Raw genomic sequence first — 17,123 nt, 5'->3', positions numbered from 1 at the left:
GCGCCTCTGAATGACGCAAACCATCATTGGCGTGCCGCAAACCGTCCTTGTTTCGTGTATCTCGCTAAAGCAGACTGGTACTGGTAGCGTCCGGTATTCTCGCTGGCCAATCCCACATTGAGCAGCGGATCCATTGCCGGCAGGACTCCCCATCCCCTGCAACTCCAGAATCGAATCGCGCGTTGCGTATCGAGCGTCTGACCGTACGTTGGTAATTCGTACATCGGCAGTTGGTATCCGTACAACGGTAGCAGCGAAGAAGCAAATTGCGTTGTTATTGGATCCTCCCCACCCCTGGTTTGAAAACAACAAGATGAAGCAATTCTTCGTTGACATTCTGATAGCGACGGTCTTCATCGGGATCGTCTCGCGGGTTCAGGCCCAAACGCCAGATGCAAAGCAAGCGGAAGTCACACCAACACAAGTGTCTAAAAGTCCAAAAGCCAAACAGGCAAAGAGCCCGCGGCCGGATTCACCCAATGCCAAGTCTCGACAGGGCAGTTCGAAGAACGATCTAGAGTCCACGCTTTTCAACTTCAATCTGTTCGAAAAGCGACCGGAATCCGCCAATCAGATGTTCCGGGCGGCTTGGGATGTTCTATCGGGCGATCCTAATGCCACGATGGTCGATTTGACTAATCGCATTGAATTTCAAGACAAGTGCAATGCCAACGGAATGTCGGTCCTCGGCGGTCCGATGTTGGGATGCATCCGTTCTGATGGAGCAAGCGTCTGGGTACGCACGCTCAAGCCTGCCGCAGTCGAGGTGCGTGTTACGGTTGATGAACAGACACAAACATTCGGCCCCGTTCATAGCACGCCTGCGTCTGATCTGACGGCGATCGTACCGGTCACCGGTCTACAGCCCGAAACTCGCTATCCGTATCAGGTGCTAGTCGATGGCAAGCCTATCCCTCTTCCCGATGATGCAGCGATCAGGACACCCGTGAAGGACACGTCTCGAGGCAAAGTCAGAATTGCCTTCGGAAGCTGTCTTCACCGCTGGGGCTTCGGCAATCAAGCTCAGTCAGAGATGATTCGTCAACGTCAACCTGCGGCCATGTTGTTGCTTGGCGACATCGCGACTCAAGACCGTGACAACCACTTGGGATTGCACCGAGCTGATTACTTGTTGCGAGACCAGTATCCGCCTTGGAAAGAACTGGTGGCATCCATTCCCGTCTACGCCACGTGGGATGATCATGATTACTTTCACAACGACGCCGCCGGGATCCCCAAAGGATTCACCGATCGCGATAAGCAAGCGGTATGCGATGTATTTCAGCAATCATGGAACAACCCGTCTTATGGTTTCAACGACGAACGCCGTGGCGTTTTTCTGAAAACTCGAATTGGACCATGCGATGTGATCATGGTCGACAATCGCTACTTTCGAGAGAACAAAAAGGGATCCTTCCTCGGCGATGAACAAATGCAGTGGCTTGAAACGCAACTGCTCGCTTGCAAAGGTCCCTTCATTGTTCTGTCATGCGGATCGATGTGGGCAGATTACGTTTCCGCCGGAAAAGACTCTTGGGGTAAATGGGACCCGAAAGGTCGCGAGCGAATCTTTCGACTGATCGAAGAGAACCACATCGGTGGAGTCATCCTGATATCGGGCGACCGCCACGGAGCGCGTGGGTTCACGATCCCTAGGCCGTCAGGCTACGCGCTCTACGAATTCGAAGCCGCCAGTTTGGGAGGGCGATTGGGACCACCGGCAACCCATGACGGTTGGCGCACCCAGCTTTATGGTGTCTCCGATCGATATGCCTTTGGAGAGCTATCGATTAACGCCGATCTCGATGACCCCGAAGTCACCTACCGTCTGATTGGGGACGACGGCACAAGGATCTATCAAAAGACTCTTAAACGCAGTGAGTTGACTCCATAGGTAATCGGAATAATCGTCCGTTTGCAAGTATGCACTGCCTCAAATGAACACCGCTAAGAGTCTCACCACTCTGATCGTTACACCTTTCAAAAGAACGAGATGAAACTACCAATGTGGATCCCAAAGACCGTCCTATTTTTAGCCGCATGTTTGATAGCGTTAGCGAATCCCGCTGCTTCTCTGGCTGACACGATTTCAACAAACAGCACGAGTAATCAAGGGCTAAAGATCTTCTATATCCGCCATGCCGAAGGAGGGCACAATGTTGCCAAGGATTGGGCCGAAATCCCAAAGGAGAAATGGCCCGCCTATGTGGGCGATCCCAACGTGTTCACTCCCGAAGGGATCGCTCAACAGGCCACGGTGGCGGAAAAGTTGAAGAAGCACAATCTGGATTTCGTTGCCTCCAGTCCCATGTGGCGGTGCCGCCATACAATCTTGCCCTATCTGCAGGAAACCAGCACCAAAGCAGAAATCTGGCCAGAGCTCCACGAACTCCGAGCCAGCTCCTTGATCCTATCCGACAAACTCCCCGTACCCGATGGCAAGATTCTCGATGCTGGTAAAGCGGTCGAATTGCCAACCGAGGATACGTCGTGGTTCTCGCTGCGTGATGATCGACCAAACAACTTCAAGGTACCGCCTACCGGTGAGGGCAAGGAGGCCGACGAGCGATCATCCGCCGCAGCTCGTGTGGTCATCCAACGCGTATTGGACCTGATCCAGACACGATTCGGTGGCACGGACAAATCGATCTTGCTTTCAGGCCATGGCAGTAGCGGAAAAGCAATTCTCCGTATGCTGACCAACGATCCTCTAAAGGGATTCCCAGGCATCTCCAACACTGGAATTTGGATGGTTCAACAGCAGCCTAACGGCGAGTTCCAATTGATGATGTACAACGACCTGCCCGTCCACGAGGGCAAACTCTCCGAAATGTCGCCGAGTCAATCCGACCAGCCAGATGCAACCGCTGAAGAAATTCAGACCATGATTGAAGGTGTTCCTGCTAACTGAAAACGTCGAGCTACGCCCTCTCCGCCGCCTACCAACTTACCGCGTTCGTTACTTGAAGACGTCAGCAAGGCAATTCGTTCGGCTATTGCTTCTGCTTTGCGACGTTGATCACTACCAGCGGATCATCAAGACATTCTCGATCCTATAGGAACGACACTGATGTTGCTTAAGAACTTTCGCTTGATGCTGACCACGTGCTTGGCCACGCAGGGCCTAGCGATGTTGCTGGCATCGCCGGCGACCGCAGCAGAATCGACTGAACCCGCCGAGGGCTCCCGGCCGAACATCGTTTTCATTTACGCCGACGACATGGGCTACGGTGATGTCCAATGCTTGAATCCAGAACGAGGCAAGACTCCCACTCCACACATGGATAACCTTGCCAGCGAAGGCATGATCTTCACTGACGCACACACCAGTTCATCCGTGTGCACTCCCAGTCGATATGGTTTACTCACCGGACGTTATTGTTGGCGCAGTAATCGACAAGCCGGCGTGACCGGCGGATTTGGCCAGCCGCTAATCCCAACCGAACGCATGACGGTCGCCAGCTTTCTCCAATCAAAAAACTACGCCACCGCGATGATCGGTAAGTGGCACTTGGGAATGAGCTTCCCCAAAAACGGCAATGGTCAAACAAATGTCGATTGGAAGGGCGAAATCAAGGGCGGTCCCGCCGACCTAGGCTTTGATTACTACTACGGGATCGCCGCATCGCTCGACATGCCGCCTTACATCTACATCGAAAACGATCGATTTGTCGGTGAGTGCACGACGATTAAGAAGTTCAAACGTAGTGGGCCTGCCCATGAAGATTTTGAAGCGGTCAACGTTCTCGATGATCTGACCGAAAAGACGGTCGAGTACATCCAACGGCAAACCGCTTCGCAACCATTCTTCACCTACGTTGCCTTGAACTCACCGCACACGCCGATCGTGCCAACGAAACAGTGGCAGGGCAAAAGCGGACTGGGTGATTACGGTGACTTCCAAATGCAAACCGATGACACCATCGGAAAGATTGTCGCTGCCGTTGACGCTGCCGGACTGCGTGAGAACACGCTGATCATCGTCTCCAGTGACAATGGTTGTTCCAAAGCCGCTGGCATCGAAGGCCTGCAAGCCCAGGGCCATTATCCCAGTGCCCAGTTCCGTGGCTCCAAGGCCGATTTGTGGGACGGTGGTCACCGTGTGCCATTCATCGTTCGTTGGCCCGCCAAGGTCACCGCCGGTAGCCAGTGCGATCAAACCATTTGCCTTACCGATTTTCTAGCGACTTGTGCCGAACTTACTGACGCGAAACTGCCCGCCAATGCCGCCGAAGATAGCGTCAGTTTTCTACCCACTTTGATTGGACAACCCATCGTTTCATCGCGTACAGGGATCATTCACCATTCGATCTCCGGTCACTTCGCCTATCGCCAAGGCAAGTGGAAACTTTTGCTTGCTAAAGGTTCGGGCGGATGGACCAGTCCGACGGAGAAACAAACGCCGGCAGGAAGCCCAACATCGCAGCTATACGACATGGAAGCGGATCCCGGCGAAACGACCAATCTCTACGAGTCTCAACCGGAAGTCGCCTCACGGTTGCTGGCTCAACTGGAATCCGACGTCCGGCGTGGGCGCAGCAATGCCGGACCGGATCAAGCCAACGATACCAATCGAATCAACATTCGCAAGCGTTAGACGAATTCTCGCAGGACGCCCTGACTTGCGCACCACGCTGGACGCTACACTTACCACCCGACTTTCACTGCCAAAGGCACCTCAATTGATGAGAAGCGATTTGTACTTCCGCTACAGTAAACTCAGTCTTCACTTCTGTTTGTTAATCTGCTGTCTGACTCCTTCCGTAGAACTTGGTGCCGCTGAGCAACCACCTAACTTCGTAATCATCTTTACTGATGATCTAGGATACGGCGACATTGGCTGCTTCGGATCGAAGACCATCAAAACGCCAAACATCGACAAGATGGCTGCTGAAGGATTGCGACTGACCAGTTTCTACGCTCAAACGGTTTGCGGTCCCTCGCGAGCGGCACTATTGACCGGATGCTATCCGTTGCGAGTAGCGATCAACCGGAACAAGGTCGCGGTCCATCCGGAACTTCATAGCGACGAAGTCACCATCGCGGAAGTACTGAAACCAGTGGGCTACCGCTGCGCAGCGTTTGGAAAGTGGGATTTGGCGGGTCACAATCCAACCAGATACATTCCGTCTCTGTTACCACTGCACCAGGGATTTGATGAGTTTTTTGGTACGTCCACCAGCAACGATAGTTCGGTCAACCTATTCCGTGGAAATGAGGTAATTGAAAAGCAGACCGACATGAGTCAGTTAACACGTCGTTACACGGACGAGACAATCGATTTCATTCATCGCAGTAAAGATCAGCCGTTCTTTGTCTATCTAGCCCACACAATGCCGCATGTAAAACTGGCGGTCTCGGACCAATTCAAAGGCAAATCAGACGGTGGGCTCTACGGTGATGTCGTCGAAGAGATCGACGCGAACGTTGGAAGATTGCTAGATGCGTTGAAGCAAAACGACCTCGACGATAACACCTACGTGATCTTCACAAGCGACAACGGCCCCTGGTACCTCGGTCGCAGTCCCGGGCACTTGAGAGGATTGGGCGAAGACGCTGAGTCACACGGCGGATCCGCTGCTCCACTTCGCGGTGCCAAAACTTCGACTTGGGAAGGCGGCTTTCGAGTTCCGTTCGTGATCCGTGCGCCAGGAAAAGTTCCTTCAGGCATAGTGTCTGACCGAGTAACGTCCACACTCGACCTAATGCCAACTCTTGCCAAGCTCGCCGGAACGAATTCTCCTGCGGACCGAGTAATCGATGGTCGCGACGTTCGTCAATTGTTTCACACGGGGACAGGTTCAACTCAAGCTGAACACCCGTTTTTCTTCTACCGTCGCACGCGACTCGAGGCTGTCCGCTTAGGAAAATGGAAACTGCACGTTCCCCGACCGCCAGCCAGACAGTGGGCAGTCTATAGCAAGCAACAAGACTCGACCGCGATCGAACAGCCCGCCCTGTACAACCTCGACACCGATATTGGGGAAACCACAAATTTGGCGCAGCAAAACCCAGAGGTTGTCACTGCCCTGATGAATCATATCGAGTGGGCACGCAACGACATCGGCGACGTTAATCGCATTGGAAAGAACGCTCGTTTCTTCGATCCGCAACCACATCGACCGGACATCAAAGGCAATAAACGAAATACTAACTGAAGGTTTGATAACGCTGCAAACTGCAGGAAACCAATCACACATACGTGATCCGGCGTTACGTCAGGCCTCCTGAAATTCCATCCCGGATCGAAATCGATCAACGACAGGTATTGATGAATGAAAAACAAACTAGCCGTAATATGCCTGCTATGCGTCGGTATCTTTCCTTCACCTTTGGTTGCCGAGCGTCTGCCCAACGTCGTCCTAATTTTTGCCGACGACCTTGGATACGGTGACCTCAGTTGCTATGGCGCCACCAAGGTCCAGACTCCGAACATTGACAAGCTCGCAACGCAAGGCAAGCGGTTCACCGACGCGCATTCCGCGTCTGCCGTTTGTACACCTTCGCGATACGCGTTAATGACTGGCGAGTATCCCATGCGGGCCAACGGCGGCAAAGGTGTTTGGGGACCACTTCCCAGTTCGTCAGAACTGATCATCGACACCGATACCTTGACGATAGGAAAAGCGTTCAAAAACAAAGGCTACTCCACCGCAGCTCTAGGAAAATGGCATCTTGGTTTCGGCAAGGGGAAAAACAACTGGGCAGTTCCACTGCGTCCCGGCCCTCAGGACGTCGGTTTTGATTACTACTGGGGTGTCCCGTTGGTGAATAGCGGAAGTCCCTACGTCTATGTCGAGAACGACTCCATCGTTGGGTACGACCCTGCCGATCCATTGATCCCCGGTGGCGAACCACGATCACCTACACCCGCGTTTCCTGAAGAAGCTTCCCGGAAAAGTCCAAACCGATTCGGCGGGGCCCTGAAAGCTCATCAAATCTACGATGATGAAAAGACCGGGACACTGCTGACAGAGCGGGCGGTCGAGTGGATTGGCAAGAACAAAGACAACCCGTTCTTTTTGTACTTCTCGACAACCAACATCCATCACCCATTCACCCCTGCGCCGCGTTTCCACGGCACGAGCCAATGCGGGTTGTATGGCGACTTCATTCACGAGCTGGATTGGATGGTCGGCGAAGTAGTCGACTCGCTGGAGAAACATGGACTAACAGAAAACACACTCGTCATCTTCACCAGCGACAACGGTGGCATGCTCAATCTGGCGGGTCGCAATGCGGTTCAAGCTGGACATCAAATCAATGGCGATCTTCTCGGCTTCAAGTTTGGCGTTTGGGAAGGCGGGCACCGAGTTCCGTTCATTGCCAAATGGCCCGGCAAGATTGAGGCTGGCACCGAGTCAAAACAAACCATTTGCAATGTCGACATGCTCGCTACGTTCATGGCACTCACCGGCCAAGAATCAGATCTGCTCAAAAACAAAGACAGCGTGAACGTACTGGCTGCATTGCTTGAAGATCCGAAAGACAATATCCGTGAAGACCTAGTCTTGGCTCCCCGACAGCAACGAAACCTAGCCGTACGAAAAGGAAAATGGATGTATATCGGCTCCAAAGGCAGCGGTGGCTTTAACGGTTCTAAGCCGAAGGACCACGCCTGGGGTGGGCCACCAGCAGTTGCGTTTGTGGGTGGCGAAAACAGCGACATCGTTAACGGAAAGCTAAAACCGCAATCGCCTCCGGCCCAGCTCTACGATCTCGAAGCCGATCTGCAACAAACTACAAATTTGTACAACGAGTATCCTGAAGTTGCTCAAGAAATGGCTGCTTTGCTGAAGTCCTACGCACCGGAATCAAACAGACAAGCACGTCCCGCTGGCAAAGCAAACAAACCTGGCAAGGCAAACCCATAACGCGTAGCAGCTATGCTTTTGAAACCGAAAGAATCGGAAGCAATTGCAAAACGCAAAGTGACCGACCAAACCGTCCGGTCAACGCTTTCGCCAATTCGTTGTCAAAAGTTGAATCCCGCCGGCAGCCTCCCTCCACGAGAATCCCATGATCGACATGTTTCGACATCCCTTTCTACACGCCGTCGTAGCGAGCGGGATCTTCTTTACCGGAGAAGTTTCTCTAGTGGCGGAAGACGCCGCGGTTACACCCACCAACTGGCATCAAGCGGCGGGGCCACATAACAACTGGCAAACCGAAGGTAGCCCGCCGGTCAAATGGAGTGCAACGCGAAACGAGAAAATTCTTTGGCGTACCCCCATGCCCGAGGCTGGCATGAGCAACGTCACGGTTTGGGGCGACCATGCGTTCGTGACGACACACGTTCCCATCAAGACAATCCAAGAACGACTCGGCGTTAAGGACATCATTGGGTTCTGTCTTGACGCCAACACTGGCCAGATTATCTGGCAGGTCACCTTACCCGGCAACTCGCCAATCTCGCTCGCCGGCGGTTTCACTGACGGTACAGTTTTCGCGCCCATCACCGATGGTGAACATGTCTGGTTTTTCAATCGCTGTGGATCGATGGGTTGCTATGATCTGACCGGCAAGCAAATTTGGTTTCGGCAATGGACGCCGCGTTTCAAACACAACAACCGGCAAGCCGAACCCTTCCTGGTCGGTGACACAATTCTGAACGTGGAAGTTGCCAACAAAGAAGCTGGCTCCCAAATCCAAAAGTGGGCTGCACCGGGGAAAAAGTCACAGGGAACCAACGTACCACAAGGCGTCGATCCAAGAGAAGTGTGGACCTATATCCATGGCATCGACAAACGAACCGGACGCGTCCTATGGCGAGAACGCGTCGGAACTTCCGTCCACAACACGCCCGTCGTCGGAAAGCTTACGGACGGTACGTGGGCAGTCGCACACGCTCGCGGTGGACCGCATGGTCCTTTGGAAAAGCCAACAGGCCAAAGCCTAACCAGTCTGTCAGCGGGCAAGGAAGGAGAAACGCTTTGGACGACTGATCTTCCGCGACTCGATCCGTCTTACGCCTGCCATTGGAACAGTCAGTACGTTTTTGGCTTTCAATCGGGTAGTCACATCGTTTTAGACGCCAGCAACGGAAAACAGCTTCGCAAACAACCGCTCTACGACGATGCCACGCTATGGAAATTCCAGCCGCCACAGAACGACTGGACGGCGCAACACCATGTGGCGGTTCGAGCTGGCAAAGGGCATCCCAACACCAATCAAGCTAATATCGTAATCGGCGATTGGCATTGGTTCTTAGCTCACAATTTCCACTACGTCGGTCGTGTGAATGTCGAAAGCGGAGTCGTTGAGTATCTCGAGCTACCGGCGCAACTAATGCCAAGTGCGAACAACCGAGAAGAAGACATCCGCTTGTGGGGAAAAGGCAATCCCGATAACAAACCATTGAACGCCACTGGCCTTGCCGTCGGCGACAAAGGACATACCGGAACCGGCTGGGGCCACATCTCTGCGGCCAGTCCCACGCGGGTGGGCCGCTATCTGTTTCTGCCCGTTGTCACAGGAACGGTCTACGTGATCGATACGCAGACGAAACAACTGACACCGGATGCACTGGTCGCGATCAATGATCTCGGCCCCGGCGGGGAAACATGGACGTTGTCGTCGTTGACCTTTGCCCAAGACAAACTATTCGCTCACACGATGACAGAGATCATTTGTATCAAGAAGCCAACTGAGTGATGACCAATGCGATATGTGTGCAAGCAAGGAAGCTCCCGAGATTCACTTATCCCGAGAGCTTCCTAGTTGAATTTAGAACTGTCGCTGCGAAGCGTCTTCCGCCTAAGCAAGGACACCAGTTGACGTCGCTAGGCTACTCACCTTCTGACATCGCCGCTTCCGTTTCAGCCTGGGCTTTCGCATTGGCATCCCGAATCGCCTGACGCTCATCCTCGGAAGTCCCTTCTGAAACAACAGCAGGCTGGTCGCTTGACCCACATCCAGAAACGGCTGGAAGTGCACAACAAACAAGGAACATTAAAACGAATAACTTTTTCATATCGACTCAATTCTCAGTGTAAAAAAAGGCGTCGCAGATCAACAGAGTTCTCCACGACGCCTTGTACTTTCGTGACAAACCAAACTCTTAGAGTTCCTCGTCGATGACTTCCTTCGCTGCGGAAGTCCCCAAGCTGCCCCAAAGTCCGTAAGGACTCTTCGAACCGGCAGCTTGTGTTCCAGAGCCACTGTCATAGACGCTGCCAGCATGAGAATCGCCAGCTTCAATGGAGTCCGTGATGAATTTAACTGCACCATCTCCCATCAGCACGTGAGCCCCACCCTGGTGATGACTACCAACGCTCGTTAACGCTCCGACGTCGTTGAAGTTGCTCCGGCCACACATCTCACTGTTAGGCGGCAAGATTGTGAAGCAGCCAGAGAAGACCGCTGAAACGCCAGCCCAACGGTAGCCACGTGCTCGGTCTTCACGCTGGGCATTGCCAGCTAAGAACTGTGGACGCTCGGGATCGAAATGGTTCGCGTCCGCACACTGCTTCGGGTTATCCCGAAGCCGCGAAAGCGAACTGGTGTTACTACCGGGTGAACCTTGGGTACTTGCTCGCTTGTCGCGATCACCCAAATAGGTGACCTGTTCGCCCATCGCGATCGTATTGGCAAGCCCGTCGAGACAGTCACGGAACGCAAGGTTGTTATTGAACATCTTGAAGAAGCCACGGTGTGCTCCGCGGTTTCGCCTTGAACAACCGGATGGATCCGTGTCGTGTGTCAACAAGGCACTTTGCCAAACCGAATCGCCCAGACACGCTCCATAGTTTGTGCGTCCGTATGCAGGCAATCCACGGCCTGGATCGCTCGGGCAGCGATACGAAGGAATGTCGGTCGCCCATGGTGTGTAATCGAATTCGTCTGGCGTTGGCCCCATCGCTGGATAAATGATATCGATGTTGCCATCGTTGTCCGTATCAACGCCAAGAGGATTAACCACTTGCTCCCATGTTGCTTGCTGCTCAAGGAACGGCAAGAGACCAACAAGCATGCTCAATCGACTGTTGTTGGATTGAGTATCTGAATGGTAACGGTGCGCCGCGTTGACGGGCACAGTAGGATCAGAACCTGATCCCCCTGTGGAGATGGTCCCGGCGCCATGAGTAGGCAAAAGCTTGAAGGCCGAGTGGTAATTGTGAATCGCCAAGCCGATCTGCTTAAAGTTGTTGCTGCAACTCATTCGCCGTGCTGCTTCACGAGCAGCTTGTACGGCGGGAAGAAGAAGTCCGACAAGAACGCCAATGATGGCAATAACAACAAGAAGCTCCACAAGTGTGAAGCCGGTACGTTTTTTGGATTTCATGGAATCTTGGCCATTAAGAGAACGAAGAAAAGAACCAACTTCGACTGCTTTATATCGCTCAAATTGAGCCGAATGAACTCAATCGTCGAACAGCAACGTTTCGCGTTTAACGAGAGTGAAAAGCAGCCTTGTTCTAAAAGGTGATGTCCCGCGTTCCTTGATCAGGTAACCGACAGACCATCTCCCGTTGGTAGTAGGAATGCGTAATAGAGACGTTTTCTTAACCAAAGAAATGAGGATTTTCCGAATCTTTTTTGAAAGCAGTCAAACGCTCAATAACCTCATTACTTATCTGGATGGTTGCTTGCGCGAACGCGACTTCTGTCGTCGAGATAACAACCGCAACACGTCGCGATTTCATTCTTCGCTTGGCTATCAACCACGCCGCTTACCTGAATCAAACTTTGCATGCAAAACGGAGACAACGCGTGTTCTTGAAATCTTGCCCATCTAAGCCCACTTAACGCTGATACCTGGACAACTCCTTTCAAACTACTTCAGCAGCTTATCTCGCGGGCGACACACTGTCTGGCACAAGCCAAACATCCAACAGCCTGACAGCCGATTCGTAGAGAGCCCTTCTCGGTTCAAAGTACGTTAGGATCTAACTACTCGGGGTAGTTCAATTTTAACCCCCACCGGCTTTTAGAAGGTTCAGGAAATGCCAGGCAAGCTAATTCGCTCAACACCTGTTTTCTATTGCTGCGTCTTCACCTTGGTCATCGGATTCGGTTGTTTAGGCCATGCCCAGGACTTCAAGGCGCAAAGGGCGGAAGTGCTCGCCCTGGGAAACCTTACCGCCGCGCCGCACTTCACAGATGCAAAAGGGTTCGAGGACGCGAACGGAATCCGCGCGATCTATTTCGATGCGTTGGACTACGAGGCTAAGCCCACCAAAGTATTCGCTTGGCTGGGGCTTCCCGATACAAGCCACGCCAAGGTGCCGGGCGTTGTGCTAGTTCACGGTGGCGGCGGAACCGCTTTTCGCGAATGGGTCCGTCGATGGAATGAGAAAGGATTTGCGGCAATCGCGATCGCTCATGAAGGGCAGATCGAACGACGAAGTGCAAAACGTAAGTGGGAAAAGCATGACTGGCCCGGCCCCTGGCGACGCGGGCATTACAAGGACGTCGATAAACCACTGAAAGATCAATGGATGTATCATGCCGTCGCCGACACAATCTTAGCCAATTCCTTACTGCGTTCCTTACCGCAGGTAGACACCGAGAACGTCGGCGTGATGGGCGTTTCTTGGGGCGGCGTAATTACCAGCACCGCGATGGGCATCGATTCCCGTTTCGCATTCGCGATTCCAACCTACGGTTGCGGTCGCATGTTCGACGCCGACAACCAGTGGGGCGAAGCACTAGGCACCAATACGTTTTACCGAGAAGTTTGGGATCCACTGCATTATCTGCCTCACGCGAAAATGCCCGCGTTGTGGTTTTCCTGGCCCGAAGACCACCATTTCCCGCTCGACAGCCAAGCCGCCAGCTATCGTGCGATGAGCGGAGACTACATGGTTGCTCTGCTTCCAGGAATGAAACACAGCACTCCAGCCAGTTGGACTCCGCCGGACAGTTATGCATTTGCAGAAAGCATCGTGCGTGATGGAAAGCCCTGGTGTCGCCAGCTCGCAATGCATCGTAAATCGAACGCTGTCGAGGTGTCCTTCGCGAGTTCCAGAACGCTGGATCAAGCAACGCTCATTTCAACAACCGACACCGGCTTCACAGGAGGTCGGAAATGGACAGAAACGTCCGCTGAACTCAAGCATCGTAACGGTTCGTGGACAGCCGCCGCCGAACTTCCTGCAGCAACAACCGCCTTCTTCGTGAACGTGATGTCAGGTGAACTAACCGCAAGCTCGGAATATTTCGAGACCAACTCAGGTACTGCGTCAGTGTTACCATGAACTAGCTGCTGTCGCTTTTCACGCGAGAAAGAGAAGCAACGCGATGCTCGCCGGCACACAACTATCCCCCAACATTTGCCCTGACTCCGTTCACCTGGAAAGCAATTCTGATGTCAACGATGAATCACCTGAAGAATAGCTTCTTGTTTTTGTTCGCCGCGATCGCATGTTGCAGCCCTGGACCGGCCATGGCGACCGGCAAGCCTAACATCGTCTTCATCTTTGCGGATGATTGGGGCTATGGTGACTTAAGCTGTCACGGCAGCACGTTTTGTCAAACGCCACATCTAGACAAGATGGCTGCCGAGGGAATCGACTTTACAAACTTCACCGTCAACAGCCCGGTATGTTCCCCCAGTCGCGTTGCCGTCATGACGGGGCAATTCCCAGCTCGACAATGCATCCATCAACACTTTGCCGGCATTCAATCGAATCGAAAACGCGGCATGCCGGATTGGCTCGATCCCCAAGGACCATCACTAGCGAGGATTATACAACTAGCCGGCTATCGAACTGGGCATTTCGGCAAGTGGCATCTCGGCGGCGGGGCGGGTGTCCCGACGGAAGATCAATACGGCTATGACACCTACGCTACCTTCAACGGCTCCAAGACCCACGAGATCAGCAAAGACGGACTGGCTTCGGTCGATCACGCGACTATGTTCATCAGAGAGAACAAGGACCGCCCGTTCTTTGTCAATCTATGGCTGCATGAAGTGCATTTGGCACACTACCCGCTAGACAAATATCTGCAGCAGTTCAAAGACTTGGATGAGCAAAAGAAAGTTTACGCATCGGTGATCGCCGAAGGCGATGAAGGCGTCGGTCGCGTCTTGGCATTGTTGCAAGAACTCGACATTGACGAAAACACGCTGGTCGTCTTCACCACAGACAATGGCCCAGAAGCAACTCGCGGTCAGGAAGCCAAAATTCACCGCGAAGGTGACCCCGGTTTGGGCGCCTACTACTCCGTCGGCGAGACCGGCGGACTAAAAGGCCGTAAACGCTCTCTGTTCGCCGGCGGCATCCGAGTTCCCTTCATTGTCCGTTGGCCTGGTGTTGCACCCAAGGGTCGGGTCGACACGACTTCCGTCATCACTGCGGTGGATCTACTGCCAACCTTTGTCGATATCGCGAATGGAAACCTGCCGGCCGACTTCAAGCCCGATGGAGAGAATGTATTGGCGGCATTCAAGGGCAGACCGATCCAAAGATCTAAGCCAATCTTTTGGGAGTGGAAGGGCGGTGCGTCCCAGGAATACAACTGGCCATCTCTGGGCGTTCGTGATGGTCGTTGGAAGTTTGTCGTCAACAAAGAACTCGACAAAGCGGAGCTATACGATCTCGAGAACGACTGGGCCGAGACAATCGATGTTTCCAGTCGGAATCCCGAGATCGTCCAACGACTCAATCTGAAACTGGACACGTGGAAAGAGTCACTCCCCCAAACGCCCAACCCGCGATGCTGCGCCGCACCTAAACAGCCGAAAACCGCTAGAGCAAAAACACAGAAGTCAAAGAAGCCAATAGCGAATTAGCGGTTCGTTCCCAATGGATACGCTGCTCGCTGTTTCATAGCCAACATATTCAACCATACTACAACGTCGCTACCGAACGTAATCGCGAGGCTCGAACGCTCGCAACTTGGAAAAACATTTCTGGCAACCTCAGAGTCGTAAAAATCATGCAACGTATTTTGATGTTCACGTTCGTCTTACTGCTCATCGGCTTTGGTGACGCCATCGCAGAGCAGACGCAGCCAAAGGCCGACTTCTACGTGTCACCCAGCGGTTCGGACGATTGGTCAGGAACCCTGCCGGATGCGAATCGCCTATCGAGCGATGGCCCCTTCGCGACGCTTGGACGCGTTCGCGATGCTGTCCGTGAACTGAAAGAGAAAAAGTCAAACGACATCGTGGTTCTGCTGCGTGGGGGAACCTACACGCTCAACGAAACGGTCGTCTTCGATCTGCAGGATTCCGGCGAAGGCGAATCGACGATTACCTACGCGGCCTATCCTGGCGAGACACCCGTACTCAGTTCATCGGTACCGATCACGGGCTGGCAAAAGGCTGACGCAAATATCCCTGGATTGCCGCCGGCAGCACGCGGCAATGTGCTCGTCGCGGATGTGGAGGGAACTTTTAAATGTTTGTTCGATCAAGAAGGCCTATTACCACGATCAAGATCCGCTGGTTTCATTCCGCTCAAGGGAAGTAGCCGCAACAGTTTGCGGTTTCCAGAAGGTAAACTAAAAAACTGGTCCAACGTATCGGATGTGGAGATCGTTGTGCGTCCGCATCATGCGTGGATCGTGAACGTGCTTCCTTTGAAGTCGGTCGATGAGGAGCAACAAATCGCGCACACGTCAGTCGACGCGACGTACGCGATGAATCAACTGCACTTCTTAAAAGACACTCAATCGTGCTGGGTTGAAAACGTTCTCGAGGAACTTGATGAGCCAGGTGAGTGGGTACTCAATACGCAAGAAAACAAGCTCTATCTATGGCCGCGTAACACAGGAAGCGTTTATGCACCCAAGTTGATTGAACTGGTCCGTGTGGAAGGCGACATCGACAAACTCGGCTCTGAAGAAGTTCCGGTTCGAAATCTGTCTTTCAAAGGGCTGACGTTCCAGCATGGCGACCGGTTCACGCTATCGAATGACGATGCAGGTTTGCAACACGATTGGGAGATGCACGACAAGGCGACAGCCTTGCTGCGTTTACGTGGAACCGAAAACTGCGTCGTCGAGGGTTGCCATTTTGCACACAGCGGCAGTGGAGCCATCCGCATGGATCTGCATGCAATCCATAACACGATCGCAAACAATCACATCGAACAGATCGGAGGATCCGGCGTTTTGTTGTGCGGCTACGGTCCTGGCACCAAAGATGTCAACAAACAAAACCTTGTCGACAACAACCACATTCACCACACCGGTCGAATCTATTCCCATTCGTCCGGCATTATGCTGTGGCAGAGTGGCGAAAACCAAGTGACCCACAACCTGATCCATCACACTCCCTACACGTCGCTGATTCTCTCGGGGTGCATGGTCGACTTCTTTTCAAAGTCGGGTCGAGAGTTGACTCGGACCATTCGCTGGCACGAAATTGGCGAAAGACCGACGAAGAAAGCGAAGTTCACGCTTGATGACGTCCGACCATTCCTGCACACGCACGACAACACCGTCGAGTTCAACGAGATTCATCATGCGATGGAAGCGTTAGGTGATGGCAATGCCATCTACATCCGCGGTGCGGGCGCGGGAAATCTAATTCGTCGCAATTATGTTCACCACTTGGTTGCGCCCATGATCATGCAGTGTGCGATCCGGACCGATGGCGGGCAGATGGATACCACCATTGCAGAGAACGTAATCTACAAGTGCACTTCCCAAGGGATCATGTTGAAGCTGAACACTCGCGTCGAAAACAATTTGGTGGTGGATGTGATCGCGCCGCCCCGTGGCTACTATTTGTCTGTTCGCGAGGGACCTTTGAAGGGGGCGACGATTCAGAGGAATGTATTTTACTCATCGAACAAAGACTGCCAGTTCATCAACGAGCTGGGCCCGGGTAACGGACGAACCAACGAAGATCGCCGAGGCCGAGCACTGGCTCGATCAGCGGACGCCGACACCGATTACAACATCTACTACTGCTCGGCGGATCCAAGCTTGGGCGAGGAAATGCTGAAGAAGCAGCGGCTCGATGGAGTCGACTCTCATAGCCGGGCATCTGATCCGATGTTTGTCGATCCAGAGAATGGAGATTTTCGTTTTCATCCAACCTCGCCCGCCCTGAAGATGGGAATCAAGCCTATCGACGTTTCGAGGATGGGGCTGCGGAACTGATCCAGTCGAAACGCGGGCGAGCATTATCACGGACCGGTTGTTCACGGGTTTTCCGGTCGAAATGA

12 protein-coding genes are annotated in these 17,123 nt (G+C 53.2%); 9 read left to right on the top strand and 3 right to left on the bottom strand.

Going from position 1 to position 17,123, the window contains the following annotated elements; translation table 11 throughout:
• Positions 1–23: 23 nt before the first annotated feature.
• Complete coding sequence (locus ACR3ZL_RS14210) at positions 24–224, bottom strand: hypothetical protein (RefSeq protein WP_473652465.1); 201 nt, start codon at positions 222–224, stop codon at positions 24–26.
• Positions 225–313: 89 nt separating this feature from the next.
• Between ACR3ZL_RS14210 and ACR3ZL_RS14205 the strand changes: the two genes are divergently transcribed.
• The 6 genes from ACR3ZL_RS14205 to ACR3ZL_RS14180 all read left to right on the top strand — a co-directional run bounded on the left by ACR3ZL_RS14205 (position 314) and on the right by ACR3ZL_RS14180 (position 9,654).
• Entirely contained in the window at positions 314–1,894 is a 1,581-nt protein-coding gene (locus ACR3ZL_RS14205; protein WP_473652466.1) for an alkaline phosphatase D family protein, read from the top strand.
• Positions 1,895–1,993: 99 nt separating this feature from the next.
• Positions 1,994–2,911: a histidine phosphatase family protein gene (locus ACR3ZL_RS14200; protein WP_486172712.1), complete on the top strand. Its 918-nt coding sequence runs from the start codon at positions 1,994–1,996 to the stop codon at positions 2,909–2,911.
• 159 nt (positions 2,912–3,070) lie between these two features.
• Positions 3,071–4,597, top strand: a complete 1,527-nt coding sequence (locus ACR3ZL_RS14195) for a sulfatase family protein (protein WP_473652468.1) — start codon at positions 3,071–3,073, stop codon at positions 4,595–4,597.
• Positions 4,598–4,685: 88 nt separating this feature from the next.
• Positions 4,686–6,158 carry a sulfatase family protein gene (locus ACR3ZL_RS14190; RefSeq protein ID WP_473652469.1) on the top strand — a complete coding sequence of 491 codons (1,473 nt, stop codon included), beginning with the start codon at positions 4,686–4,688 and terminating at the stop codon, positions 6,156–6,158.
• Between the two features lie 117 nt (positions 6,159–6,275).
• The gene (locus tag ACR3ZL_RS14185) at positions 6,276–7,874 is read left to right on the top strand and encodes a sulfatase family protein (RefSeq protein ID WP_473652470.1); all 1,599 of its coding nucleotides are present in this window, start codon (positions 6,276–6,278) and stop codon (positions 7,872–7,874) included.
• A gap of 145 nt (positions 7,875–8,019) precedes the next feature.
• Positions 8,020–9,654, top strand: a complete 1,635-nt coding sequence (locus tag ACR3ZL_RS14180) for an outer membrane protein assembly factor BamB family protein (protein WP_473652471.1) — start codon at positions 8,020–8,022, stop codon at positions 9,652–9,654.
• A gap of 133 nt (positions 9,655–9,787) precedes the next feature.
• Here the strand turns inward: ACR3ZL_RS14180 and ACR3ZL_RS14175 are convergent, their stop codons facing one another.
• Positions 9,788–9,973 (bottom strand): hypothetical protein, encoded by a 186-nt coding sequence (locus tag ACR3ZL_RS14175; RefSeq protein ID WP_486172711.1) that lies wholly within the window; start codon positions 9,971–9,973, stop codon positions 9,788–9,790.
• 87 nt (positions 9,974–10,060) lie between these two features.
• The gene (locus ACR3ZL_RS14170; protein WP_473652472.1) at positions 10,061–11,284 is read right to left on the bottom strand and encodes a DUF1559 family PulG-like putative transporter; all 1,224 of its coding nucleotides are present in this window, start codon (positions 11,282–11,284) and stop codon (positions 10,061–10,063) included.
• 661 nt (positions 11,285–11,945) lie between these two features.
• Here ACR3ZL_RS14170 and ACR3ZL_RS14165 point away from each other — a divergent pair.
• From ACR3ZL_RS14165 to ACR3ZL_RS14155, 3 genes are all read left to right on the top strand, one after another.
• Entirely contained in the window at positions 11,946–13,199 is a 1,254-nt protein-coding gene (locus ACR3ZL_RS14165; RefSeq protein ID WP_486172710.1) for an alpha/beta hydrolase family protein, read from the top strand.
• A 110-nt stretch (positions 13,200–13,309) separates the two neighbouring features.
• The gene (locus tag ACR3ZL_RS14160; protein ID WP_486172709.1) at positions 13,310–14,737 is read left to right on the top strand and encodes a sulfatase family protein; all 1,428 of its coding nucleotides are present in this window, start codon (positions 13,310–13,312) and stop codon (positions 14,735–14,737) included.
• A 146-nt stretch (positions 14,738–14,883) separates the two neighbouring features.
• Positions 14,884–17,058, top strand: a complete 2,175-nt coding sequence (locus tag ACR3ZL_RS14155) for a right-handed parallel beta-helix repeat-containing protein (protein ID WP_473652475.1) — start codon at positions 14,884–14,886, stop codon at positions 17,056–17,058.
• The last annotated feature ends 65 nt before the right edge of the window (positions 17,059–17,123 follow it).

It is taken from the genome of Rhodopirellula sp. J20-39, from assembly GCF_057365095.1.
The sequence above is the reverse complement of the archived record's forward strand: the minus strand, read 5'-3'. Positions and strand labels throughout refer to the sequence as shown.